Annotated in this window: 13 protein-coding genes and 1 rRNA gene; 7 read left to right on the forward strand and 7 right to left on the reverse strand. The window is 51.8% G+C overall.

Annotated features, from left to right (window positions below; translation table 11 throughout):
* Positions 1-163: 163 nt before the first annotated feature.
* Positions 164-2854: a two-partner secretion domain-containing protein gene (locus AC2215_RS13450; RefSeq protein ID WP_486810523.1), complete on the forward strand. Its 2691-nt coding sequence runs from the start codon at positions 164-166 to the stop codon at positions 2852-2854.
* Positions 2855-3080: 226 nt separating this feature from the next.
* Positions 3081-5732 carry a two-partner secretion domain-containing protein gene (locus AC2215_RS13455; RefSeq protein WP_486810524.1) on the forward strand — a complete coding sequence of 884 codons (2652 nt, stop codon included), beginning with the start codon at positions 3081-3083 and terminating at the stop codon, positions 5730-5732.
* 54 nt (positions 5733-5786) lie between these two features.
* On the opposite strand, the gene AC2215_RS13460 is transcribed toward AC2215_RS13455, so the two are convergent.
* A complete protein-coding gene (locus AC2215_RS13460) occupies positions 5787-9398 on the reverse strand; it encodes a WD40 domain-containing protein (RefSeq protein WP_486810525.1) in 3612 nt (1203 codons plus the stop codon).
* 463 nt (positions 9399-9861) lie between these two features.
* Positions 9862-10452, reverse strand: coding sequence for a TetR/AcrR family transcriptional regulator (locus AC2215_RS13465; RefSeq protein WP_486810526.1), 591 nt, complete (start codon positions 10450-10452; stop codon positions 9862-9864).
* A gap of 84 nt (positions 10453-10536) precedes the next feature.
* On the opposite strand from AC2215_RS13465, the gene AC2215_RS13470 reads away from it, so the two are divergent.
* Positions 10537-11565, forward strand: a complete 1029-nt coding sequence (locus tag AC2215_RS13470) for a Rieske 2Fe-2S domain-containing protein (RefSeq protein ID WP_486810527.1) — start codon at positions 10537-10539, stop codon at positions 11563-11565.
* A 207-nt stretch (positions 11566-11772) separates the two neighbouring features.
* On the opposite strand, the gene urtA is transcribed toward AC2215_RS13470, so the two are convergent.
* The 4 genes from urtA to AC2215_RS13490 form a co-directional block, all read right to left on the reverse strand.
* Complete coding sequence (urtA, locus tag AC2215_RS13475) at positions 11773-13875, reverse strand: urea ABC transporter substrate-binding protein (RefSeq protein ID WP_486810528.1); 2103 nt, start codon at positions 13873-13875, stop codon at positions 11773-11775.
* Between the two features lie 159 nt (positions 13876-14034).
* Positions 14035-15078 (reverse strand): tetratricopeptide repeat protein, encoded by a 1044-nt coding sequence (locus AC2215_RS13480; protein WP_486810529.1) that lies wholly within the window; start codon positions 15076-15078, stop codon positions 14035-14037.
* 13 nt (positions 15079-15091) lie between these two features.
* Positions 15092-16423 (reverse strand): tetratricopeptide repeat protein, encoded by a 1332-nt coding sequence (locus AC2215_RS13485; protein WP_486810530.1) that lies wholly within the window; start codon positions 16421-16423, stop codon positions 15092-15094.
* Between the two features lie 414 nt (positions 16424-16837).
* Entirely contained in the window at positions 16838-17464 is a 627-nt protein-coding gene (locus AC2215_RS13490; RefSeq protein ID WP_486810531.1) for a hypothetical protein, read from the reverse strand.
* Positions 17465-18107: 643 nt separating this feature from the next.
* On the opposite strand from AC2215_RS13490, the gene AC2215_RS13495 reads away from it, so the two are divergent.
* The 4 genes from AC2215_RS13495 (at position 18108) to AC2215_RS13510 (ending at position 24229) form a co-directional block, all read left to right on the forward strand.
* Positions 18108-19385 carry an urease accessory protein UreH domain-containing protein gene (locus AC2215_RS13495; RefSeq protein ID WP_486810532.1) on the forward strand — a complete coding sequence of 426 codons (1278 nt, stop codon included), beginning with the start codon at positions 18108-18110 and terminating at the stop codon, positions 19383-19385.
* 689 nt (positions 19386-20074) lie between these two features.
* A complete protein-coding gene (locus AC2215_RS13500) occupies positions 20075-21376 on the forward strand; it encodes a glycosyltransferase family protein (protein ID WP_486810533.1) in 1302 nt (433 codons plus the stop codon).
* Positions 21377-21672: 296 nt separating this feature from the next.
* The gene (locus AC2215_RS13505; protein WP_486810534.1) at positions 21673-22629 is read left to right on the forward strand and encodes a 3'(2'),5'-bisphosphate nucleotidase; all 957 of its coding nucleotides are present in this window, start codon (positions 21673-21675) and stop codon (positions 22627-22629) included.
* A gap of 94 nt (positions 22630-22723) precedes the next feature.
* The gene (locus AC2215_RS13510) at positions 22724-24229 is read left to right on the forward strand and encodes a hypothetical protein (RefSeq protein ID WP_486810535.1); all 1506 of its coding nucleotides are present in this window, start codon (positions 22724-22726) and stop codon (positions 24227-24229) included.
* A gap of 116 nt (positions 24230-24345) precedes the next feature.
* Here AC2215_RS13510 and rrf read toward each other — a convergent pair.
* Positions 24346-24463: ribosomal RNA gene (rrf, locus tag AC2215_RS13515) — 5S ribosomal RNA — on the reverse strand.
* Positions 24464-24482 lie beyond the last annotated feature (19 nt).

Consider the following 24482-nt stretch of genomic DNA (forward strand, 5'->3'; position numbering starts at 1 on the left):
GAGGGTGAACGGAGCAAGTGACGAACAGGTAGCGCGTGCGGTACAAGCGATTATCGACCATAACGATCGATTCCTCGCAGGTGAAATGACTGAAAAGGAGCACGCCCCGATCGCCGATTTTTCAATCGTGTTATACCGATAGATACCGTTACACCAACGTCTCATGATTCGATTTGAGCGCTGGGTTTCCATAGCGTCTTGTCTGAGTGCGGGTTTTAGCGTTGGGATGCTCTTCCCACCCGATCGCGTCCTCGCCCAAATTCTCCCTGATGGAACCCTGCCGCAAAATTCTACCGTCACTACAAACGGTAACCTTCAACGGATCGCCGATGGCACTCAAACCGGGAGCAATCTTTTTCACAGCTTCAGCGAGTTTAATGTTCGTACCGGAGAAACCGCTCATTTTGACAACGCGCCGAGGGTTGAAAATATCATCACCCGCGTTACCGGAGGTCAACTTTCCCACATCGATGGCATCCTTCGTACTAACGGCAGTGCTAACCTATTTTTGGTTAACCCTAACGGCATTCACTTTGGTGCCAACGCCCAACTCGAGATCGGCGGTTCCTTCGTTGCCAGTACGGCCAGTGGGGTAAATTTTGCCGACGGCAGCGAGTTTTTAACCACTGGTGGCGATACACCGCTACTGACGGTGAGCGTGCCGGTGGGGTTGCAATGGGATGGGTCGAATTCAGGGTCGATTACCAGCAACGGCGCGAATCTTACCGTTCCCACGGGTCAAACTCTGGCGTTGGTGGGGGGAGATATTGCCCTTTCTGGAGGCACTCTCGTGGCTGGGGGAAGTCCTTTTATTGAAGTTGAAGGTATTCCGACGGCTACCACATTAGGAGGACGGATCGAACTCGGTAGCATTCGCCATGGAGAGGTTCATTTTGCCCGGGGCGATCGCAGTTTGGACTTTAATTATGCTGGGTCTAATGATGGTGGAGCGATCGATTTTGGTGACATTCAACTCAGAGCAACAGATGTTAATGTTACTGGGACGGGAGGTGGCGATATCCAAATTGTGGCGCGGAATCTGCAAATGAGCGATCTGGCGCGAGTCATATCCGTGACTCAAGGAACGGAAGCTGGAGGCAACATCACCGTCAATACTACCGAATCTGTCGAATTGACAGGGACGGGGGACTTTACCCAAACCATCCAACAATTTACATCGGGAGATGCGACTCCATTCAATCTTCGGGTGACGGGTCTGTTTAATTTAACCTTGGGGATGGGGAATGCCGGAGAAATTGCCGTTGACACTTCTCGACTGGTGGTTCGCCAAAATGCCGCGATTCTCAACGGAGCTCAGGGCCCGAATGCCGGAGATTCTGGAGCTTTGAGCGTCCAAGCTGCCCAGAGGGTTGAGGTGACGACGGCTTTCATTGCCACGGCCAATGGAGTGGGGGGGATGGGAGTTGGCGGCAACCTGACCCTTTCGACAGACCGGTTATTGCTCCAAGAGAACGGATTGGTGCTGGCAACCACCTTAGGAGCGAGTCGAGGGGGCGATTTAACCGTTGAGGCAGACACAATCGAGCTAACCCGCGCTCAACCGTTTTTAGTCAATCCCATCCTCACCTTTGGGACGACGCTCTCCACAGGAACCCTTGCCGACGGAGATGCAGGGGATTTAACCGTCAACGCGCGCACCATTGAGTTGAGCGATCGCGCCCAAATTAACTCCGGCACGATCGATTCGGGGCGAGGAGGGAATCTGACGGTGAATGCCTCGGAGTCGATCGAGTTACGGGGGGGAGAAACCGTGAGGGCCACGGCAGCACCGGATAACTTTTTCAATACTTCGATTACTACGGGGACGGTGGTGGTCGCCGATGCTGGAGATTTAAGATTAACAACACCTCGGCTGGTGTTGCGAGATGGAGCTTTTGTGGCGACTGAGACCTTCGGTTTGGGTCGGGGGGGGATGTTACAGATCGATGCCGAGACGATCGAACTGAGCGGCACCTCCCCCGACGGTCAGTTGCCGACGGCGATCTCTAGTCGCAGTATCAGTCTTCTGGGTGGTGGCAATGCCGGAAACGTTCGCATTGAAACCAATCGACTGAGCGTTCGAGAGGGTGCGCAGGTGGCTGCAAATAGTCGGGGAAGCGGTAGTGCCGGGAATTTGGAGATTACCGCCACAGACATTCAACTCGAGGGCGGTGGAGAACTAACAGCAGCGACGGCGGCTGGGGCACAGGGCAATATTACCCTAAACGCTTCGGCGATCGTACTGCGCGATGGCAGCCGCATTACCACCAATTCAACGGAGTCCGCCTCCGGAGGCAACATTACCATCGACACGAATACCTTGGTAGCACTCGACAATAGCGATATTACCGCCAATGCCGAAGAAAGTTTTGGCGGTCGAGTGAGTGTTGCCGCCCGAGGTCTTTTCGGCACGGCATTTCGAGAGAACGACACCCCAAACAGCGACATCACCGCCAGTTCCGAACAAGGATCTCAATTCAGCGGTACGGTGACGATTAACACCCCCGATATCGACCCGAGTTCGGGGTTGGTGGAACTGTCTTCATCAATCCTCGATGTCGAGAACATTCTCGCTCGAGGTTGTTTGAACCCAAGTTCGAGCCAGCGCGGTCGTTTCGTCATTCTCGGATCGGGGGGTTTACCGGTGCATCCCAACGCTCCGACCAGTTTCCCCTTCGAGACGTATACTATTCCTTCTCGGTCATCAGCTCTTCAGGAGAGGGTGAAAATGAGGGAGACTGGGGCAATTCTGGAGGCGGAAGGAGTGTTTCAACTCGAGGACGATCGCTTCGTTCTCGGCCGTCAGTGTTCTCGGAGCGATCGACGAGCGGGTGCAACGCAGATCGACTCGTAAAATCGTGATACACCGATCGTCGTGTTGCAATCCCTTCTAATGGTACTTTGACAAAAATGGGTCTAATTCTTGCCTCAAACCCAGATAGAGCAAGAGTTATAGGTCAAAATGGTAACAACCTGACAACGACTCCGGGTTCGATCCATATGTATGGGCTTGACCTAAATCCTAATCTTAGAAAGAGTTTCAGCCTCTAAAGGGTTCAAAAATTATTGAAGTACCACGAATGGTTTCACGAAATTCCTGGGTGTACGTTGGCGGTTGGCTCGGTATTGGCATCGTACACATGGCGATCGCCCCATCCCAAAATCTTGCCCAAATCGTTCCCGATCGAACCCTACCGGAAAATTCCCTCGTCACCACCGAAGAGAGCCTTCAACGCATCGGCGGAGGAACCCAAGCTGGAAGCAATCTCTTTCATAGCTTCAGCGAGTTTAACGTTCGTCGCGGGGAAACCGCTCATTTTGAAAACGCTTGGATCGTCGACAACATCATCACCCGCATCACCGGAGAGCAACTTTCCAATATTGACGGTATCCTCCGCACGAACGGTCGTGCCAACCTATTTTTGGTCAACCCCAACGGCATTCACTTCGGTGCCAACGCTCAACTCGATATCGGGGGTTCTTTTGTGGCGAGTACGGCCAGTGGGGTAAGCTTTGCTGACGGCAGCGAATTTGTCGCCACTGCCGACAACGCACCGCTACTCACCATTAGCGTGCCCGTGGGGTTGCAATTCAACGCGGCTAATCCGGGGTCGATTACCAGCAATAATGCGAATCTAGCGGTTTCTACCCGCCAAACCCTAGGATTAGTGGGGGGAGACATTGCCCTTTCGGGAGGAACGTTGATGGCCGGGGGGAGTCCCTTTATCGAAGTGGATGGTATTCCCACCGCGACTACTCTGGGAGGGCGCATCGAACTCGGTAGCGTTCGGCAGGGTGAAGTGGGAATTGCAACGGGAGATCGCGGTTTGAACTTCAACTATGGCAACGTCTCTAACTTTGGCAACATTCAACTCGAGCGACGGGTGAATGTCGGGACGACCGGAACGGGAGGCGGTGATGTCCGAGTTTTCGCGCGGAATTTGCAAATGAGGGATCTCTCGTCGATATTTTCCATTACCCAGGGGTCTCAACCGGGGGGGGATGTGACGGTTAATGCCACCGAATCGTTAGAACTCGTGGGAATGGGCGACTTTACCCAAACCCTACAACAATTTACCTCTCCAGGTGCGAACCAATTTACGACTGGCGCAACGGGTCTGTATAACCTTACCTTCGGGACGGGAAATGCCGGAGAAATTACGATCGAAACGCCTCAACTGCTCGCTCGTAATAACGTCGCCATCCTCAATGCGGCCCAGGGAATCAGTGCGGGAAGAAATGGCTCGTTGACCGTCGACGCTTCAGAGTCTGTAGAAGTCACTGCCGCTCTAATTGCCATCTCCAATGGGGCGGAGGTAATGGGTAATAGCAGTAACTTGACCGTTCGGACTTCCCGGTTGCTCGTGCAGGATGACGGACTGGTTCTGACAACCACGTTCGGTCCCAGTCAAGGGGGAGATTTAATCGTTGAAGCAGACGAAATCGAGCTAACTCGCGTCCGAGGATTTGAATTCAATTCCTTTTTGAGTTTTGGGACGGCGATCGCGACGGGGAGTCTGGGGACTGGAAATGCAGGGGATTTGACGATTGACGCACGAACGATTGAGTTGAGCGATCGCGCCCAAATTAATTCTGGCACGATCGATTCGGGTCGGGGGGGAAATTTGAGAATTGAGGCTTCGGAGTCTATCGAATTACGCGGTGGAGAAAGTCTGCCGGGACCGTCAATCCTCGAAAACGTGCAGACGAGCGATAATGTTTTTAACACCACAATTACCGCAACCACATTAACCGTCGGTGACGCTGGGGATTTAACGTTGATCGCACCTCAATTGATTTTGCGAGATGGTGCGACGATTACGACCGATACGTTTGGTCGAGGTTCGGGTGGTCAGATCGATATTCAAGCCCAGAGAGTGGAAGTGAGTGGTATTTCCCCCAATGGTCGCTCGCGGACGAGGATATCGGGTCGGAGTATCAATCTTTTTGGCGGCGGCAGTGCCGGAAACGTGGAAATTGATACGAACCGACTCATCGTTCGAGACGGTGCGGGGGTGGCTGTTAGCAGTCAGGGAAATGGTAGTGCCGGAAATTTGGAGATTAATGCCGCAGACATTCAACTCGATCGCCATGCAGAACTGACAGCCGCTACGGCAGCGGGAGAACAAGGCAACATTACCCTCAATGCTTCGGCGATCGTTCTGCGCGATGGTAGCCAGATTACGACCAATTCTATGGAGTCCGCCTCGGGAGGTAACATCACCATCGATACCGACACCCTAGTGGCACTTGAAGACAGCGATATTACCGCCAATGCCGCAGAAAGTGTTGGCGGTCGAGTCACCATTAATACCCAAGGGATTTTCGGCACGGCATTTCGAGAACGGCTCACCCCCAACAGCGACATCACCGCGACGGGGGAAACTGAAGACAAAAGCGGCATGGTGACGATTACCACCCCCGATCTGGATCCGAGTTCGGGTTTCGTGGAACTATCGTCAGTAACAGTGGATACCGAGGGTATTCTCGAGCGAGGTTGTCTGACGCCGAGTGCGAGCCAGCGCGGTCGTTTCACCGTTGTCGGAGCGGGGGGTTTGCCCGATCGACCCAACAATCCGGCAAGTTTGCCCTTCGAGACGTTTGCCATTCCCCTGGAGTCCCCCAGCCGCGAGGAAGGAGTCCACTCAACAGTACCAGAGGCGATCGTGGAAGCCGAAGGGATTTTTCAATTAGAGGACGATCGCTTCGTTTTAGGTCGCCTCTGCTCCTAACAAGAGTTGGGACGAGTTGCCTCCAATTGAGTATCCTACGATTCGTGCGCTTTGCTATACTTCGATCGCCCCTAACGCTTTTAAAGTAACTTTCTGAGGTTCTGTAAGACCGGTTACCCCACTAACATTCATCCCTTCATAGGGTCGAGCTGCTCTTAGAGTCTTTACCCTCATTGCCCCTCCAACATCCCAAAGTCCGATCGTCTCATCTTGGCTACCAGTCGCGAGGGTCTTGCCATCAGGGGAAAATGCCACCGTCCAGACTAAATTCGTATGACCCTCTAAGGTGTGGATACATTTTCCCGAATCCACATCCCACAGCTTCACGGTACGATCGCTGCTACCAGTCGCCAGGGTATTACCATCGGGGGAAAATGCCACCGTCCAGACTCGGTTCGTATGACCCTCTAAGGTATGGGTACATTCTCCTGAATCCACATCCCACAGCTTCACGGTACGATCGTCGCTACCGCTGGCTAAAGTTTTACCATCGGGAGAAAACGCCACCGTCCACACCAAATTCTGATGACCTTCGAGAGTTCGATCGCACTCACTGGTACGGCTCTCGAGCGAGCATAATTTAACGGTGCAATCGCCACTGCTACTGGCTAAAGTTTGACCATCAGGAGAAAACGCCACCGTCCAGACTAAATCCGTCTGTGCTTCAAAGGTGCGGGTACATTCGCCGGTTTGGGTATCCCACACCTTGATGGTGCGATCGTAGCTGCTACTGACCAGAATGCGATCGTCTGGACCAAAGGCGAGAGACAAAACCCGACTCGTATGACCTTGCAGCGTGCGACAAACTTGACCCGTCGCAACATCCCATAGCTTAATCGTACGATCGCTGCTACCACTGGCAACGGTTTTACCGTTCGGACTCCAGGCAATCGTACAAACCCAATTGGCGTGTCCCCACCAAGTGCGATCGATTCGCGCTTTCTCAACATCCCACAACTTGACACTTCGATCGTCGTAACCGCTCGCGAGGGTTTGACCGTCAGCACTCCAAGCGATCGACCAGACGCGATTGTTGTGTCCCTGAAGCGTTTTATAACATTGACCGCTTTGGGTATCCCAGAACTTCACCATGTGGTCGCCGCTGGCACTGGCGAGAGTTTGACCATCTCGACTCCAGGCCACCGAGCGCACCCAATTGGTATGACCTTGCAGAGTTTTGTAGCATTGACCGGTTTTGAGGTTCCACAACTTAATGGTTCGATCTTCGCTACCACTGGCGAGGGTTTTGCCGTCGGGACTCCAGGCCACCGAGCGCACCCATCCCTCATGACCGGTGAGGGTTTGTTGCATTTTTCCCGAGACGACATCCCAGAGTTTGACGGTGCGATCGCTGCTCCCGCTTGCCAGGGTAGAACCATCCGGGGAAAAAGTCACGGATAACACCCCTTGATTCCCATCAGCTAAGGTATTCAAGGCTCGACCGGTTGCGGTTTCCCACAGTTTAATGGTCCCGTCGTCGCTGGCACTGGCGAGAGTTTGACCGTCTCGACTCCAGGCCACCGAGCGCACCCATCCCTCGTGACCGGTTAAGGTGTGGGTACATTCACCACCAGAGACATTCCAAAGTTTGACGGTGCGATCTTCGCTGCCACTGGCGAGGGTCTTGCCATCGGGACTCCACACCACCGACCAAATCGGATTGGTATGTCCGTGCAGGGTGTGCAAGAGATTACCCGTGCGCGCATCCCAGAGTTTGACGGTGCGATCTTCGCTACCACTGGCGAGGGTCTTGCCATCGGGACTCCACGCTACCGACCACACCCAACTCGTATGTCCGGTACAGGTTAACCGTTTTTGACCGTCGATCGCGCTCCAAAATACAATTTCGCGATCGGCATCCCCCGTTGCCAGACATTTTCCATCGGGACTAAACGCAACGGTTAACGGAATTCCCAAGGTTTCCGTGAGGACCGAGCGAGCTAAATCCGCACCGGCAAAATTGCAGTTTTGTAAGTTCACCTCCCGCAAGTCCGCTTGCCAGAGGAAGAGACTGGAGAAATCGTAACCGCTTAAATCCGTTTGCAGTTGAACCAGTAAATTGAGCAGATTTCCTCCGGCATATCCCGGTTCTTGGGAGTAGTTTTCTTGCCGTTTTTTAATCAGTTGAGAAAGTTGAGATTCGATATTTTTTTGAGTATGTAGTTCTGATAAAACTTGCGTGAATATCGGCTGGATAATTCGATTGATTTGAGCTTCTCGAATATAATCTTTTTCTAATGCTTTGAGTAAAGCGTGACAATTTAATAATGAAATTTCGCCGGTGACAATTTCTTGACTCACTCTTTCCACGAGTCGATCGGTCGTATATTCCATCACCACCGGTTGCTGGGTATATTTCCCCATTTGTTTCTCGATCAGCGATCGCCAACTTAAAGATTCGAGCGCACCCAATAATTTCGCGCGCGGTACGCTGGGAATCAGATCGGTCGCCAGCTCGGAAATTTTTGCCCATTCCCGATCGATCGCCAGCCAATACATCACATTTTTTTCCAGAGACGAGAGGCGCTCAAACTGTCGATCGAGCAGGCGGCGAATACTATTAAAAACCCCAGCATTTTGACCCAAAAACTCACCAATATTGCCATCGAACAGTTCTTGAATTGAAGTCGAAACAATCTTCAACGCCAAAGGATTGCCGCCGTAATGTTCCAAAAGTTGCTGTTTTTGTTCGTCGGAACCCGTCAGCTCTGTGAGGAGCAATAGCGCCTCGGTTTCTCCCGTTAGCCCCCGAACAGAAAGCGAGCGCACCGCCAACTCCATACCTTCGAGGACGGCAATCTCGGCCGGTTTTTCCCGACTGGTGAGGATGACACAACTCTGGTGCGCCGTTTCTCCCACCAGTTGCAGCAATTCGCCATAGCCTTCGTAACCCGCACGATACTGTCCGGCACATCCGGCTTCCAACAGGGTTTCCGCATTATCCAAAACCAGCAAACACCGCCTCGCACGCAACTGAGCCATCAACGCTTTCAGTTCCGGCTGGGTGTCCTGTTGCTCGGAGACAAAGGGCACTAAATCCCCCAGCAGCGTTTCCAGAGTGGGTGCATTTCGCAGGGAACGCCAAATGACACATTCAAAATTCCCTTGCACCTGTTCGGCGAGTTTGACGGAGAGAGAGGTTTTGCCAATTCCCCCCATCCCCAAAAGCGCAACCAACCGGCAGCAGTCGGTACTAATCCAACGTTCCAAGATCGCCAACTCTTCCGTGCGTCCGTAGAAGCGACTGACATCAACGGCTTCTCCCCAATCGGCTCGGGTAGCACTGGGGGGAACTACAGCCATCTGGTTCGTTTGACCCTCTTTCTCTTCTGGAGTGATTTCGAGGGTGGGTTCTAAAGCCTCTTTTGCTGCCGTCTCCTTTTGCCATCGCCGCTCCAAAGCTGCCCGAAAACTTGTTTTACTCACTCCTTCTCCGAGAGCTTGACTGAGAGATTTCCAGAGTTTCGGTCCCACGTCGCGGGTAATGTAACTAATGGAATACCCCGAGGCTTCGGCGATTTGGACGTAGGTTTGACTGTGCCAAGCACCGCGAACGATCGCCGTTTCCACGTCGTTGAGTCGTTTGCCGAATCGATCGAAAACGGCGGCATTGGCCACTGAAAGTGCGTCTTCCAAGTTCATGTCGCCACGTATGAGTACCTGCATGATGCTGTTGCCCAGATTTTAGCGGACATTCCCAAATATAGTTAGGATGCGATCGACTCTTTTTATGCACGAGCAAGGGAATGAATGGACAATTGACAATGGGTACCTTCGACGCTCTGCCCGTTCCGGTGTTCCTCATGCCCGATTCTCCATAGGTGTAGGTTTTTTAACGTCAGTTCGGGTTAAGGATTGTCGAGAAGTGGTGCGGTGAGGTGGATTCAGGTCATGTGTGGAGAGGGCTCTATCCACATTGGAGAAAATTTGTCAACCCAGGCAGTTCGATGAGATTCCATTCCCCCTACACCCCACACCCCATCCTCACCGGAAACTGTTATCCCGAACTGACGTTTTTTTACAATCTGGCAATTTCAGGTGGTGACGGCAACGAAAATTCAAGGGTTCGGCGATTGCCAGCTCAAATCCACCCAAATCTTAAAAACCTACACATTCCCCATTCCCCATTTCAAGAAATTGTTTTCAAATATCGCTCGACTAACGTTTCCAACTGTTCGGGGGAGTAAACTTGGGGACCGGCGATCGCATTCACGCCGATGCCGTCGAAAGTGGCAATCCAGGCAGCCGCTTCAAAATCGAGATCGAGATCGCCATGAATCTCTCCTGCGGCTTGTAATGCTGCGAGTTCTTGGCGAATAAAGGCTTTGAAGTTGGCGTAATGGCGTTCGTGCTCTTCTACCAATCCTCGATCGCCCAACGCAGCCCCCACAAAAGCCAACCAAGCTCGCCAAATAGTGACGAGTTCGGGGGTGGTTGGCAAAATCGCGAGCATCATCACCTTTAAACGGGCTAACCCTTCCGTTTCCCGAGCCGCTTGCCCCAAAATGACCGATAAGCGCTCCATAATCGTTTCGAGGACAAACAGCAATAACTCATCTTTATTGCGAAAGTAGTGGGTCAACACCCCCGTCGTGCAGCCCAACTCACGGGCGATCGCCCGCAAACTCGCACCTTGCAATCCCTCACGGCTAATTAGGCCTAAAGCCGCAGTGGCGACTTTCGCCCTCCATTGGGTTTGCTTGTCTGCCAGAACGCTCATATTTACAAATGTTGATGAAATACCCACTCATTTTATAATGACTGTTATGATAAATTATAACAACTGTTATCATATGTAAAACCGATGACCGTCTCTTCGCAAGTTCCCCAAATTCAACCTTCCCATCCCAACAGTATTGAAACGGCTTTTCCCATTGCCTGGTACGCGATTGTCCCCTCCCACAGCATTCAGTCTCGTCCCGTGGGCATTCGTCGCCTCGGTCTGGATTTAGTCCTCTGGCGCGACGCTGAGGGTCGAGTTGTCTGCCAAAGTCGCTATTGCCCTCATCGCGGGGTTGACTTAGCCTTAGGGCAAATTTCCAACCAGACGGGTCAAAGCTGCCTGGAATGTCCCTACCACGGGTTTCAATTTGCATCTGACGGTGACTGTGTGTTGATGCCCTGTGAAGGTGAAAGCGGGCGGATTCCGCCTCAAATGCGGGTTGAGTCCTATCGAGTGCGAGAGTGTCATGGGTTTATCTGGCTGTGGTGGGGAGACGATGCCGCTGCGGCTCCAGAGATTCCGTGGTTTGCAGAACTTGAAGATCTTCCCCGTCACTGGGCTGATGGTGAAATGGTTTGGGACGTTCACTTTACCCGTGCCGTGGAAAGTGCGTTAATCGATATTCATCACTTCGCTTTTGCCCATCGCCGGGTTGCGAAATGGTTCGGGTTTGGGGATGCCAAGTATCTGGATGCTTTGGAAACACAGGTGGTGGGCGATCGCATCCAAACCCGAGGCACGCTCAAAAGCGATCGTCTCGATAGCGTATCGTTTGGATTCGAGAACCAGATTCGATTTCCCAACCTCTCCATATTTAATTTTGGCTTGGGTGGCACGAAACTATTTGCAACCCTTACCCCCATCGATGGCGAACGGACTTGGATAAACTTCCGGTATTACGCATCCTTCCCTTGGGCGTTTCTGAGTCGGGCGATCGCCAAAATTGCGGTTTGGTTCGAGTTAAATTTCGTCCAACCCGATGACTATCGCTTGCTCGAATCGACGGTTCCCAAACGCAGCAGTTTAACGGTCAATCGGTTCGTTCGCGCCGATCGCACCATCGTCCACTGGCACAAATTAAACCAGCATCATCCGCAAAAGGAAATTTAACATCAGGCGAGTGTGGGGTGACGCGGTGACGCGGGGATGGGGAGAAGAGCGTCGCAACGTCCCGTTGTCAATTCTCCAAAGAAAGACCCCTCGGACGAGATTCCATCAGAGGGGATAGTGCTGTTTTCAACTCCAAACATTAATATCTAGGAACAGGTCTGAGAGATTATGCACTTCGATCGAACTTTTCTCCAAAAATTCGATCGTTTAGGAGATGGACTTCTGTTTGAGAACCAGCAAAGCGATGTCGTCGTATACCTTGTGGGTGCCGATATGCCCGCGGACATCGGCGACGATTGCTTCTCGAATTTCGCACGCACTTGCATCGGAATGAAGGGAAATCGTCTCGCACAGCCGTTCGATGCCGTAGAATTGCCCCAGAGAATTTTCCGCTTCCGTAATGCCGTCGGTATAGAGGACGATCGCATCGCCGGGGCTGAGTTCGATGGACTGGCAGTCGATAAATTCGGTGATATCTGTATCGAGTCCCAACGGCAAACCCAAATCCAGGGTATCGATGCGCTCGATACCGCCTCCCACTCGCACGACGATCGCCTCTTCATGTTGGCCGCTAATCCAGAGTTGGCGATCGTGATAGTCGAGAACGGAGAGGGTAATACTTTTATAGGAATTCATCCGCTGAACGTTGCCATAAATCGTCCGGTTGAGAATATCTAAAAATTTTCGGGGATCGGTTTGTTCGCTTTCGAGCAGGGTTCGTACCGCCGTTTGAATCATCAGGCTAAGAACGCCACTTTCGAGATCGTGTCCGGTGACATCTCCAATGGTAATTTTAACTTTGCCGTTGTGTTGCAAAACATCGTAATAGTCTCCTCCCACTTCGTCAGCGGGCTCCATAAAACCCGCAATATCCAAACCTTCCACATCTCCCAATTCTTGTTCGGTGGGAAGGAGCATTTGTTGTAGTTTGCGCGTGATTTCAACTTCCGCACTTAAGCGGGAGTTTTCCGATTTTAATTTCGTATTTAATCGGGTTATTTTTTGATTTGCTTCTTCTAGTGCCTCTAAGGTTTTTTGTTTTTCTTGTTGCGTTTTTTGTAACGTAGATAATGCTTCTTTTAATCTGGTATTTGCGGCAATAAGCTCCTCTGACTTGTCTCGAAGCTCGCAGCTATTTTGAATCGATTGAGGAACTTCTGACAGCAAATCCAAGATGACATCGGTTTCCGTCACGTACTGCTTTTCGACCCCCAGCCAAGGCTGAGGTTCGATAGCCCGATCGCAAGCATAAACAATTTTAAACTGCTTGGTTGGTAAAACCTGCCCGATGCGAATGGTTTGTCGAACGTGATGATTAGGTTCAATTTGAATGAGACCTTCGGGAGCGCGAAACTTTAAACCAATCGCTGCTTGGCGAACTTTATCGATGTCAAAAGTGCCGGCTTTTTCAACAGCTTGCTTCCATAAATAAACTTGCATGTATGCGGCTTGAATCGGGTCGCTCGTCACTCGCTCGTTACCGTATCGCGCTTTGAAATTTCTGACGAAGACTTGATTTTCTGGTGTGTTGACACTCTGAAAATATCCCCAAGCCCCGTAATGACCGGTGATGGCTTCAGAATCCATTGATTGCAGCTCGTGTTCGGAGACGCTGAGGGTAAAAATGGGAATCCGATCTGCGGTAATTCCAGCATCATAATACTGGTGATAAAATGCAATATTACTATCCCCATTGAGGGTATTCAAAACCACATCCGGTTGTGTGGCTTGAATGTTGCGAATAATGCGATCGAACTCTTTACTTCCCAAGGTCACGTACTCGGTGCGAACTAACGTCCCTCCACCCCGCTTGACCTGTGCCTTAATAATTTTATTCACCGTTCGCGGAAAAACATAATCCGAACCCAAAAGATAGAAACGCTTAAATTGGTTTTCGAACAACCAACTCACGGCGGGTTCGACCTGCTGATTGGCACAGGCTCCGGTATAAAATATATTCGGAGAGCTTTCCAAACCTTCGTACTGAACGGGATACCAAAGTAAAGAATCGAACTGCTCGAAAATGGGAACGAGTAACTTCCGGCAGGCAGAAGTCCAGCACCCGAAAACGCTAGCGACTCGATCGATTTCCAACAGCTTCACGGCTTTGCGCGCGAAAGTCGCCGGATCGGACGCACCATCTTCGATAATCGGTTCGATGGAACGACCCAAAACGCCCCCCGCTCGATCGATTTCCGAAATGGCCATCAGAGCAGCATCTTTGAGGGGGGTTTCGCTAATCGCCATCGTCCCGGAAAGGGAGTGTAAAATGCCAACGCGGACTGGCGCGCGACTCGAAAGCTGACTCATTGGCGTATTCTACAAATTAATGCCCCCAAGTTTATTAATTGCTCAAAATGGGGGACGCAAAAACAGGGGACAGTGGAACGGAATCGAATTGTACGGTCTCAAAAAGCTCGCCCCATAGGAACAACCCCGACCTTAAATCTCGATTAAATTTCTATCATGTCATCTCGATCGAGAGCTTTCACCTCCAACTGTAGTCTGAAACCACTCATTTTCTCGAACGATTGCAAAATCTGCATCGGATTTTGCCTTTTCTCCCATTTGAGGATTGAGTTGAAGGGCTTGTTTGAGGTTTGCCACGGCCTGAGCGACACTTCCCTGCAAGGCGCGGCAGCGAGCCAAATCGTACCAAATGTCTGCATTCTCCGGACTCAGTTCGATCGCCTGCTTGTAAGCCTCACTCGCCTCGTCGTACCGAGATAACTGCACGAGCACCCCACCGCGTTCGCATAATAAAGAGGGGTCTTCGGCATTAATTTGAATGGTTTTATCGTAGAGTTCGATCGCCTGAGAGTATTCACCCGCTTCCATCAAATCGCGAGCATCTTTTAGCTGATAGCGCGTCAGTTCTTGAAGTTGTTCCCCAAAGCGCTCTTGGGTTTGTACCGCTTCCTCCAAAGCACCGCGAGCGCTGGCCATAATATTTTGTACCGATAGCGCCATCGACACCATTTCTTGCAGTTGGGTGGAGTCTTGGGTGGTCTGCGCTTGGGAGTTGAGGGCATTCGGGGGCGCTAGAGAGGAAGACTTTTCCCGTTCTAGCTCGACTTTGAGGGTATCGGCGCGCTCTTCTACCGCTTCGAGCGCACGGGCGATCGCATTTCGCCGCACGAACCAAAGGGCAACACCGCCACCAATCAGCACCATTCCCAATCCCCACACCAACGTATCGAGCAGCTTGTTCATCACCCCCAAGGTGGAGTCCACTTTGCGATCGACAGCCGCTTCGACGCGCTCTTCCACCGCATCGCTATTTTCCAGATTTTCCCGCACGCTCTGGCGCACCAGTTCCTCGACTTGGGCGGGGGACATCTCCACGGTTTCGGGCATCGGGGTTCCCGGAGTTCTCGGTGTTGCCGTTGGGGGAGCGGGAGTCGCGTTCGGAGTCGTCGGTGATGGAGAGCCAGTCGGAGTTTGTGCCCGAGCCACGCCAATCGATAATAGCAGGGAGGAAAAAGCCAGGACAACTTGGGGTTTAATCTTCATAATCGAACAACGCTTAATCTAGCGAGGAATGACCAACTAACTGCTGAAAACGGGGATCGTCGCGCAGAGACGTAAATGCGGGTTCGGTTTGCGCTTGCGCTCGATAGTCTTCAAATTTGAAACCACTGTCGCTCCCCAAAACAATGGCTTGTTGGAGATTTTTGAGGGCTAAGTCGATATTACCCTGTAAGGCATAGCAGGTCGCTTGGTGATAGAAAACTTTGGGTTGTTCGGGTTGGAGGGTTAGGGCACGCTCGAAAGCGTCGATGGCATCGGAATATTGTTTGAGGGCTTTAAATGCCTGACCTCGATAAAACCAAATATCGCGATCGCCCGACTGATATTCATCGGCTTTCGTGTAGGCGAAGAGCGCCTCGCCGTACTGTCCCAACTCCATGAGGACTAACCCCCGGTTAATCCAAGCATCGGGATATTTGGATTGGAGTTGCAAAGCTTTATTGTAAGAGATGAGCGCTTCGGGAATCCGTTTGAGTTTGGCAAGCGCCGTGCCCCGATTGTTCCAAGCTTCAGCGTAGTTGGGTTGGAGCGCCAAAGCCCGATCGGTATCGGCGATCGCCCGTTCGTACTGTTCGAGTTGAAAAAAGGCACTCCCTCGGTTGCACCACACTTGATGGTAGCTCGGGCACAGTTGAATCGCGCGATCGTAGGCTTCGATGGCTTCGGTGTATCGCGCTTCTAAAAACAAGTGATTGCCCCGGCCGCAGTATTCGCGAGCGCGGCGATCTTGGTTGGCCCCAGCGCGATCGTCCAAATCGAGATACGTACGTCCCGTTGTCCCCCGAAGGGAGGAATGAGGGTTCCCTTCGCTATCGGCATCTGTTGGCTTTCCATCAGCATCCGAGGAGGCGGGAGGGGTCTTGACGGATGGGGGAGAGTGGGCTGGGGCGATATTGGAGTGCGGTTGGCTCGGAGCTGGCTCGGAAGAAGTCCAAGTGGCAACGGTTGTCTCGTATAAAGGTCGATCGAGATAGGCTCGAATTTCGTCGATCGCCACTTGGGCTTCGGCCGTGAGGGTGTCGGTTTGGGACAGTGCCCGCTCTTCTAGATCGTTGAGTTGTTGTAGGTAGCCTCGGGCTCGTTTCTCTACCAGGTGTCCGAGCAGCCCTACACCGGCTCCTCCGAATAAGGGCAGCAGAGCCAGCCAAACCAACGTTGAATGGGGGCGATCGCTCGATTCACCGGCTCTGACAGAAGCAGGCAAACCCTCAGTTGGAGTCAAGTTCGCAAGTTTGGATACTGTTTGAGTTTGTGCTGGCACGACATTTGCCGCGATCGGCAACACGATCGAAAACAAACCAATAAATTGAAGGGTGCTAAGACGCATCGATCGCAGTTCGCGCTCGTGTATGTACAGATACTCAAAGGTGTCCGAAACTTAGAATTTTCCCAAACACTCCTCGGACTGGTGCTTGAGACCCCCGAATCCAAACCCGCACCCCCCTTCACTTCAGCGCTGCACGTGAGACAGCTCGACAGTGACATTTTTAGTCTAAACGCGAAAGGCTGCAATTTGACGAACAGAAAAATTTGGGGACTGCTCTTATTTTATTGTTCTTCTCGATGGAGGAGCGATTGTCGCGATCGCAATGAAGAGTGGAGATGGGCAGAGGAGGCCGAGAAGGCAGAGGAACAGCATACGCCCAGCTGATGTCTGCGCCCAGGGTGGTGACTGCGATGGAAAGAATCGATCGATTCAGCATCACAATTGAGTCTGTTTTTGATTTTTACCAGAGGTCTGCTAACTTTCCTTGGATTTGAATTGCTTCAACGCCCACCAGAACCCTCCGGCAACCACCAGAATGGCGATGGCAATCGCTGGAACACCCCAGCTCGGGGTCGAATTGGTCGTCGTACTCGGCGATCGTGGAGTTGTCTCATCGGTAGTATTGGCTTCGGTGGCTGGGGAAGCTACCGGAGTTGTACCGGGCGTGACCGTGACGCTATAGGTCAAAGAAAAAGGGGAAAAACTTTCCCCTTCCTTGGGAGAACCGCTAATTTCGAGTTCGTAAGCCCCGGCTTGAGGGAAAACGATATCCGCCCCCGGAATATCTCGAAACTCTTCGGCAGCAATGGCTTGTAGGGTTGGAGTGAGGATGGGTTCGGTTTCGGAGATGGCGCGATCGTAGACTGCCAATAGGCAATCGCACTTTGCCAGGGGAATGAGTTCTCCCCCCTCCCGAGTGAGGGCAAACCACGCCCGCGCCGTTTCTCCCGCCCGAGGATTGTGGTCGGGTTCGATGTGGAAAGTTGCCCCGACATCCGCATCGGTTTTGACGTTGTGGGCGAGTACCGGAACCGTATCCAGGGCGATCGCGGCAAGGATAAATCCCGATCGGGCAACGGAAAAATGAGGCGATCGAATCATCGGAACTGATGGGGTTCGGGGGATGGTAGAACGAACTGAAGAGCGCTCGAACATGGAGTTGTGCTGGAGAAAGTGCAAATGCTGGCGAAAGAGCGGAGTGTGACAACGTACTTTGAAAACGTATTTTGAAATTGTCGCAGATTCTCCTCCCGTTGGGGATTGGTAAAGAAGTCGAGGACCTGCGAGAAAACCTGTGTTTGAGAATTGAAGCAATGGGATCGATACACCATCGCACCGCAAGTCCCGAGGCAGGTTGCGAAGGGCGAGATCGGTGAGTTGACGGTCCGCGAAAATGGAGTGTAAGGCACTCGAGCGCTCCAACCCAACCCTTCGGGTTTGAATCGCAATACTATATGAAGGTAGATCGTGAAAGCCGGCATCAATGACCATCCCTTGTCCGGAAATCAAAAAGCAAATCAATATCTATGCCGAAATCGTGAATTTATTTCCCGTTTTTCCCTTGAACCTTCCCCTTTTCGAGGAGAGATCTAATCCCCGATCCGGCAAACAGCAACCCATTGGGAACAGCGAACCGACTTCTGCGAGCGCGAAAAATACCACTCAATTCTCATGCCGAAATCATCAATACGACCTCTGATTCCCGTTTCTCATTCCTCATTCCCTCTTTTCCTCCAGAGGTCTAATGATTAATACGGAATTGTCATCTGAATTACCAATTTTGAGTGTGTTTTTCCCGTCGGAGATGGTTCTCGAGCTACTGTTGGTGGTTGCGTTGGGATTTTTGGGCAGTTTCGGGCACTGTGTCGGAATGTGCGGCCCTCTGACGGTGGCGTTTTCTCTATCGCGATCGTCTGTCTGGGATGGCAATTCCCATGGTAAGAATCGGTGGGGATTTCACCTGCTGCTGAATCTGGGACGTATTGCCAGTTATGCCTTGGTAGGAGCGGCTTTGGGCGGTGTGGGTTCGGTGGCGATCGCCAGCGGACAACTGGCGGGAATTGGTAGTAGCTTGCGCCAGGGGATGACGCTAGTAACGGGATTGCTGCTGATCGGGTTCGGGTTGCGACAAATTGCGCCGGATTTGTTGCCTAAACTGCCGGTTCTACATCCGCTGCAAGGGCAACTGCACGATCGCCTCAGCAAAATGATGATGAACTTCTCAATGCAAACCCAGTGGTGGACTCCGATGATTTTAGGGGGATTGTGGGGGTTGATTCCCTGCGGCTTTCTCTACACGGGGCAACTCAAAGCGGCGGCGACGGGTAACCCAATGGCAGGGATGGCAACAATGCTCGCTTTTGGATTGGGAACGATGCCGACGATGGTGGGGGTGGGTATCTCGGCATCCCGTTTGAGTGCCAACCGCCGCAGTCAGTTATTTCGGCTGGGGGGCTGGGTGACGCTGGCGATCGGGATTCTTACCCTAGGGCGCACCGATGCCATGGTGGACTATACCGGACACGGGGCACTGTGTTTGCTGATGCTGGCGTTGGTTGCTCGTCCCCTGAGTCCGGTTTGGGGAAGTCCTTTAAAATACCGACGGGCAATTGGCGTGGGGGCTTTTTTCTTATCTCTGGCACACATCACTCATACCTTCGACCATACACTAAACTGGAACCCCCAGGCGATCGCATTTATGGTGCCGTTGCATCGCTGGGGATTGTGGGCGGGGGTGGGGGCTTTGACGTTGATGACTCCGGCAGCCCTGACGAGTTTCGATCGCGCCCAGCAGGCTTTGGGTAGGCGGTGGCGGCAAATTCACCTGTTAACAGTTCCGGCGTTGGTTTTGGCGGCGATTCACACCATTACCATCGGTTCTCACTATTTGGGGGGCTTGGTTGCCAGTGGAGGAGTGCGAGTCCGGGTGGCGATCGTCGTAGTTTTAACGGTCGCAGTTTTGGGGGTGCGGTGGATGAAGGGAAAAGGGGACGGGGGCGCTCGACTCACTGTTGATGGTTAGTCGAGCTTTCATATACGATTTGAGAGTGCGATCTCAGATCTGGGTCATTAACGATCGTACGTAAATTCCACATGTCTCTTTCGCCCCCAGTCAAATCGAATTCGGATGATTCGCTAAAATTAAGGACGTCAGGGCAATCTGTCCGATCTCGTTTCTAATTCTCTCCCCACGCCCTCGAGACCTCCGAAGCTCACCTCATTCGGAAGCTCTAAGTTTCTAACCGAACTCGATCTGAGGGTAAGCCAAGAAGACAGGGGAGTAAAGATGCTGGGATTATATTGCGATCGAACACAGAAGTCGCTACAGCTCAAAAAAAAGGTGCTTTGCTCTCAGATTTTTTGATGAAGTCATTTTCCAGCTCTCATTCAAAACAAATATTAATACTATTTTAAGAGAATTCAATTGATGACCCGTTCGTTTGGGATAATATAGCCGATCTCGCTGGCTACGATCGAGTACGAGTGTCTCTAACGAAAATTTTTTGTCTGGAAAAACACTCGAATTCGAACGCTCTTCTCCGGGATGAATAGAGATGGCACGTTCCGAATTTCAAGTTGTAAGAAAATATTCAAATCATTGGGTTCTCAAAGAAATTGAGAAAGAATCTTCTGTATCGAATCAAACATCTGCTCATGTCAACGCAAGGCATAATCTAGATGTCTTGAGATAACTCGAACGTTCCCAAGGTAATGGATTACAAACAAGAACTCATTACGACGATTCACGATTTCGATGCCGACCTTTCGGCGTTGGAAGCGCGATTAACCCAACTTAGCCAAGAATCGCCAACGGCCGTTCTTATCCCCGCCCTTTACGAAGAACTAGAACGACCCGCTCTGAGTATTATCCGCGAGCATTTGCAACAATGCCACTTTGTCAATACCGTCGTGGTTTGCTTGTACGCCCAGGATCGGGAACAATACATCCGCGCCGTCCAATTTTTCGAGCTTTTACCGCAACAAACCTTCGTGATTTGGGAAAATGGTCCTCGGGTGCGATCTATTCTGGAGCAGTTGCGCGACAAAGGTCTCGATCTATTGCGCTTCAAAGGTAAAGGTCAAGCGGTGTGGCTGGGACTTGGGGTTGCCACTCTAGAAGCTGATGCCATCGCCCTCCACGATGCCGACATCATCACCTACGATCGCTCCTACCCCCTCAAACTGCTCTTTCCCCTCCTCGAAAAAGAATTTGGCATCGCCTTCAATAAAGCCTACTACGCTCGATTGGGTCACGATTCGCGCAACCTCAACGGACGAGTGATGCGCCTGTTCGTCACCCCTCTGATTTCCACCCTGATCGAACTCGTCGGCTATTACGACTACCTGCGATATCTCAACGCCTTCCGCTATCACCTCTCCGGAGAATTCGCCCTCAACAGCGATTTGGCTCTCAATACCCGCATTCCCGGTAACTGGGGTCTCGAAATTGGTATGCTGGCGGAAGTCTATCGCAACGTGGCCGAAAAACGAGTCGCCCAAGTGGATTTAGGGGTTTTCGATCACAAACATCAATCTCTCGGTCAGTCTACCGGCGAGGGACTGCAGAAAATGTGTCGCGATATTCTCCAGTCCGTGCTGCGAACCCTAACGGAAACCGAACGGGTGGTGGTTACCATGGATACGATTCGGGCACTGCGGGTGAAATTCCGTCGTAAAGCCCAAGATTATACCCGTCAGTACTTCGTCGATGCGGCTTTCAATAACCTCAACTACGATCGCCATCAAGAAGAACTTGTGGTTGAAGTTTTCGAGCAAGTGATTCTCGAAGCTGGAGAAGCCTACCTCGCCAATCCCACCGGGGCGCAAATTCCCGACTGGACGAGAGCGTTAGCCGTGATGCCCGACCTGCGGGAACAACTGCGGGATGCTGCCGTTGCCGACGCCAAAGATGCCCTCGCTCAAAGTTTAGCCCGCGCGGAAATCGAATCCTTTGAGACCTCTGATGAATCCTTAGAACCTCAAGGCGAGTGCTTACCGGTCGCAAATGGTTAATCCCTAAAATCAGTTCGGGATAAAACAGTGTCAGGCGCTGAATTTCCCATAACAAAGGCTCTAAGAAAGGCCCGATCTCCGAGCGAGATCGGGCTTTTGTCTGTGTACGTTAACGTTAGTTTTGGATCGGACTGTTTCGGCTAAGACTGGGGAACGGGGAATGGGGAGATGGAAAAGCTCGAGAGAAGAGCGTTGCAACTAACCCACTGTCAATAGTCCATTCACTCTCCCTTACCTTGCCGTTCTTGGGAGGAACAGGTTAGCTTTTAAAAGATTGCACCCTAATCAAACATCCTATGTCCTACGAAAAAGAGAAACAAGTCGCCATCGATGCGGCGATCGCGGCCGCTAAACTGTGCCAGCAGGTTCGTCAGGCGATTCCGGCAGCGATGGAAAAAACCGACAAAAGCCCGGTTACCGTTGCGGACTACGGCTCTCAAGCTTTGATTTGTAAAGCCATCGGCGATATTTTTCCCAACGACCCGATCGTGGCTGAAGAGGATGCGGCCGACCTATCAACACCGGAAATGGCACCCCAGCTTGCCAAAGTGACCGATTACGTTAAGGAACTCGATCCCGAAGCCACACCCGATGACGTGAAAAGTTGGATCGATCGGGGCAACGGAGAAGTCGCTCCTCGTTACTGGACGCTCGATCCCATCGATGGTACCAAAGGATTTTTGCGCCAAGACCAATATGCCGTCGCTTTGGCATTGGTGGAGTCGGGTCAAGTGAAAGTGGGCGTTCTCGCCTGTCCTGCCATGCCTCTTGAAAACGGCGAATCCGGGGTGCTGTACGTCGCCGTGCGCGGGGAAGGGTCGTATATGGCTCCTTTAGCGGGTGGCGATCTCCAACCCATCCGCGTTGCCGATACCGAGGATGCGGCGAATCTACGCTTTGTGGAAAGCGTAGAATCCGGACATGGCGACCAGTCCCGACAAAGTGCCGTGGCTCAAGCGGTGGGCATTACGGCAGAGTCTTTGCGGATGGATTCTCAGGCAAAGTACGGTGCAGTGGCATCGGGTCAAGCAGTTCTCTACCTGCGTTTGCCCTCTCCCAAGTCCCCCAACTATCGAGAAAAAATCTGGGATCACGCCGCCGGCACCATCGTCGTGGAAGAAGCCGGGGGACGGATTACGGATATGCACGGTAAGCCCCTCGACTTTTCTATCGGGGCGAAGTTCGTCAACAATCAGGGTGTGGTGGTCAGTAACGGAGCCATTCACGATAAAGTTTTGGAGGCGTTAGCTTAGTTTAAGGTATAGGGCGAATGAAGTTCGGATTTTTCCGAGCTACAGTAATATAGACCCTGACGCGGAAAGGGAAAATTCGAGGCACATTGCCGGTATGTCGAACCGGATGTTTTTCAATGGCGATCGCATCTTCCCTTTCCCACCCGCAGAATATTCAGCCGGGGCATCTCACCATCCGATCGATATTGAATCCGAGCGTCAAATTCCCCGTATCATGAACGAGTCCAGTCAAATTGGTTATCCAACTTTAGGGTTATTTCTCTACGATTGGCGAGAAGATCTCGATCGCACCGAAGCGGCGATCGGGCAAAATCGCCATCGATTTTGGCGAAAAATCGATCCCGTGCTGGATAAAAACTACGACGAACTCGACAGTCGCGACATCGATCGATTGCTGGAGTTGGCTGCCAAAGAAAAGCCCGAGGCGAGCGAAGTGACCTTGTGGGAAGACGTGACGGATTCAACGCAGTCCCAGATCGTTCAACTCGGCGATACCTATGCCTTGCGGATGATTTCTCCTGGGGGAGATGAAACTGGATTCGACCAGGGGATGACCTCTCTCGATCGCTTACCAGATCTCAAACAAAAGATCGCCGACCAAATTAATCACCATTCAGGGGCAAGAGAACTTCAGCCTCAAAAGTCCGGAACCATCGGTCAAACTTGGCTGCTGTGGGGACAATTGCCGGGGAATCACCCCCAATCGATGTACGTAGCGAAAGAGTGCTACACCCAACTGTCGCCCGATCGAGATTGGACGGCGAATAATATCGGACAGGGGAGATTTTTCGGGGCCAGCGTTTATGAAGTGTGGCATCTACCCACGGATTGGCAGAATTGGGCTCTCGAAAACTGGCATCAAATAATTTTTCTGTTTCCACCCCGCCAACCCATCGAAGCAATTCAAGCTAAAATCGATCGACTTTATCCCGATTTAACCCATCTTTTTTGCTATCGTCATAAAATTTTGCGGGCGTATTTCGACAGCCGCGCGATGGTCAAGCAACTGACCGCCGATGCGATCGAGATTCAACGCATTGAACGGCAAGTTTTCTCGGGTTACAACGCCAATGCGATCGATAAACAAGAAGCCGAACGAATTTCGATCGAGCTACTGGAAATCTTTTCTCGATATTCCCAACAACTCAGCCTGTTTGAATATCAAGCCAAACTCATCGATCTGAATTTAATTAACTACACCAAACGCTTAGAAAAAATCACTCAACTCGATCCGGAAAGTCAGCTCGACTTTTTACATAAATTTGCTAGCATTGCTGCCGAAAGCTATCAACTCAAATTAACAGCCGAGTATGCACGATTTAAGCTGGGATTGACTCCCATTGAAAATACGATTGCTACCCTACAATATTTGTGGAAACGGCAAGCGGAAGTTCCTCCCGAAAAACCCGAAACCCGAGAAAAAATCGTTCCTGCCATCGTCGCCGTCGGCGCGGGTGTGGCAGCGAGTAACGCAATTTTAGTCGCCACGGCATTATTATCGACCTTTGGTGGTGGGGGAGCACTTTTGGGATTGAGTCTGAGTTTGCCTGTCGGTGCTGGGGTTGGAGCACTGGTGTGGCAGTTATTTCGATCGAAGTAGTAGGAAGTGCCGTCGCACTCGCCATCTCCCAATCCGGCTTTAGCCTGGGCGACTCCCGCAACAACTCAAAAGAAGAGACTCCTTAATGTTAATTAAGGAGTCTCTTGTAGTATTAAACCTGGCACTGAGCTATTTTCCCAGGAGGCTACCCTCCAAGTATCTTCGCCGCTGAAACGTTTCACCTCCGAGTTCGGGATGGGGTCGGTGTGGTTCCGTCTCGCCACAAGCACCAGGAATGCTTTGGGGTTTGAAA

The sequence above is a fragment of the Zarconia sp. genome, from assembly GCF_057467645.1.

Bases quoted from the DNA above. Each gene is read 5' to 3' on its own strand.
- AC2215_RS13480 (WP_486810529.1), bottom strand. From the start codon at position 15,078: ATGAAGATTAAACCCCAAGTTGTCCTGGCTTTTTCCTCCCTGCTATTA.
- AC2215_RS13455 (WP_486810524.1), top strand. From the start codon at position 3,081: ATGGTTTCACGAAATTCCTGGGTGTACGTTGGCGGTTGGCTCGGTATT.
- AC2215_RS13495 (WP_486810532.1), top strand. From the start codon at position 18,108: ATGATTAATACGGAATTGTCATCTGAATTACCAATTTTGAGTGTGTTT.
- AC2215_RS13465 (WP_486810526.1), bottom strand. From the start codon at position 10,452: ATGAGCGTTCTGGCAGACAAGCAAACCCAATGGAGGGCGAAAGTCGCC.
- urtA (WP_486810528.1), bottom strand. From the start codon at position 13,875: ATGAGTCAGCTTTCGAGTCGCGCGCCAGTCCGCGTTGGCATTTTACAC.
- AC2215_RS13485 (WP_486810530.1), bottom strand. From the start codon at position 16,423: ATGCGTCTTAGCACCCTTCAATTTATTGGTTTGTTTTCGATCGTGTTG.
- AC2215_RS13450 (WP_486810523.1), top strand. From the start codon at position 164: ATGATTCGATTTGAGCGCTGGGTTTCCATAGCGTCTTGTCTGAGTGCG.
- AC2215_RS13505 (WP_486810534.1), top strand. From the start codon at position 21,673: ATGTCCTACGAAAAAGAGAAACAAGTCGCCATCGATGCGGCGATCGCG.
- AC2215_RS13470 (WP_486810527.1), top strand. From the start codon at position 10,537: ATGACCGTCTCTTCGCAAGTTCCCCAAATTCAACCTTCCCATCCCAAC.
- AC2215_RS13510 (WP_486810535.1), top strand. From the start codon at position 22,724: ATGTCGAACCGGATGTTTTTCAATGGCGATCGCATCTTCCCTTTCCCA.
- AC2215_RS13490 (WP_486810531.1), bottom strand. From the start codon at position 17,464: ATGATTCGATCGCCTCATTTTTCCGTTGCCCGATCGGGATTTATCCTT.
- AC2215_RS13460 (WP_486810525.1), bottom strand. From the start codon at position 9,398: ATGCAGGTACTCATACGTGGCGACATGAACTTGGAAGACGCACTTTCA.
- AC2215_RS13500 (WP_486810533.1), top strand. From the start codon at position 20,075: ATGGATTACAAACAAGAACTCATTACGACGATTCACGATTTCGATGCC.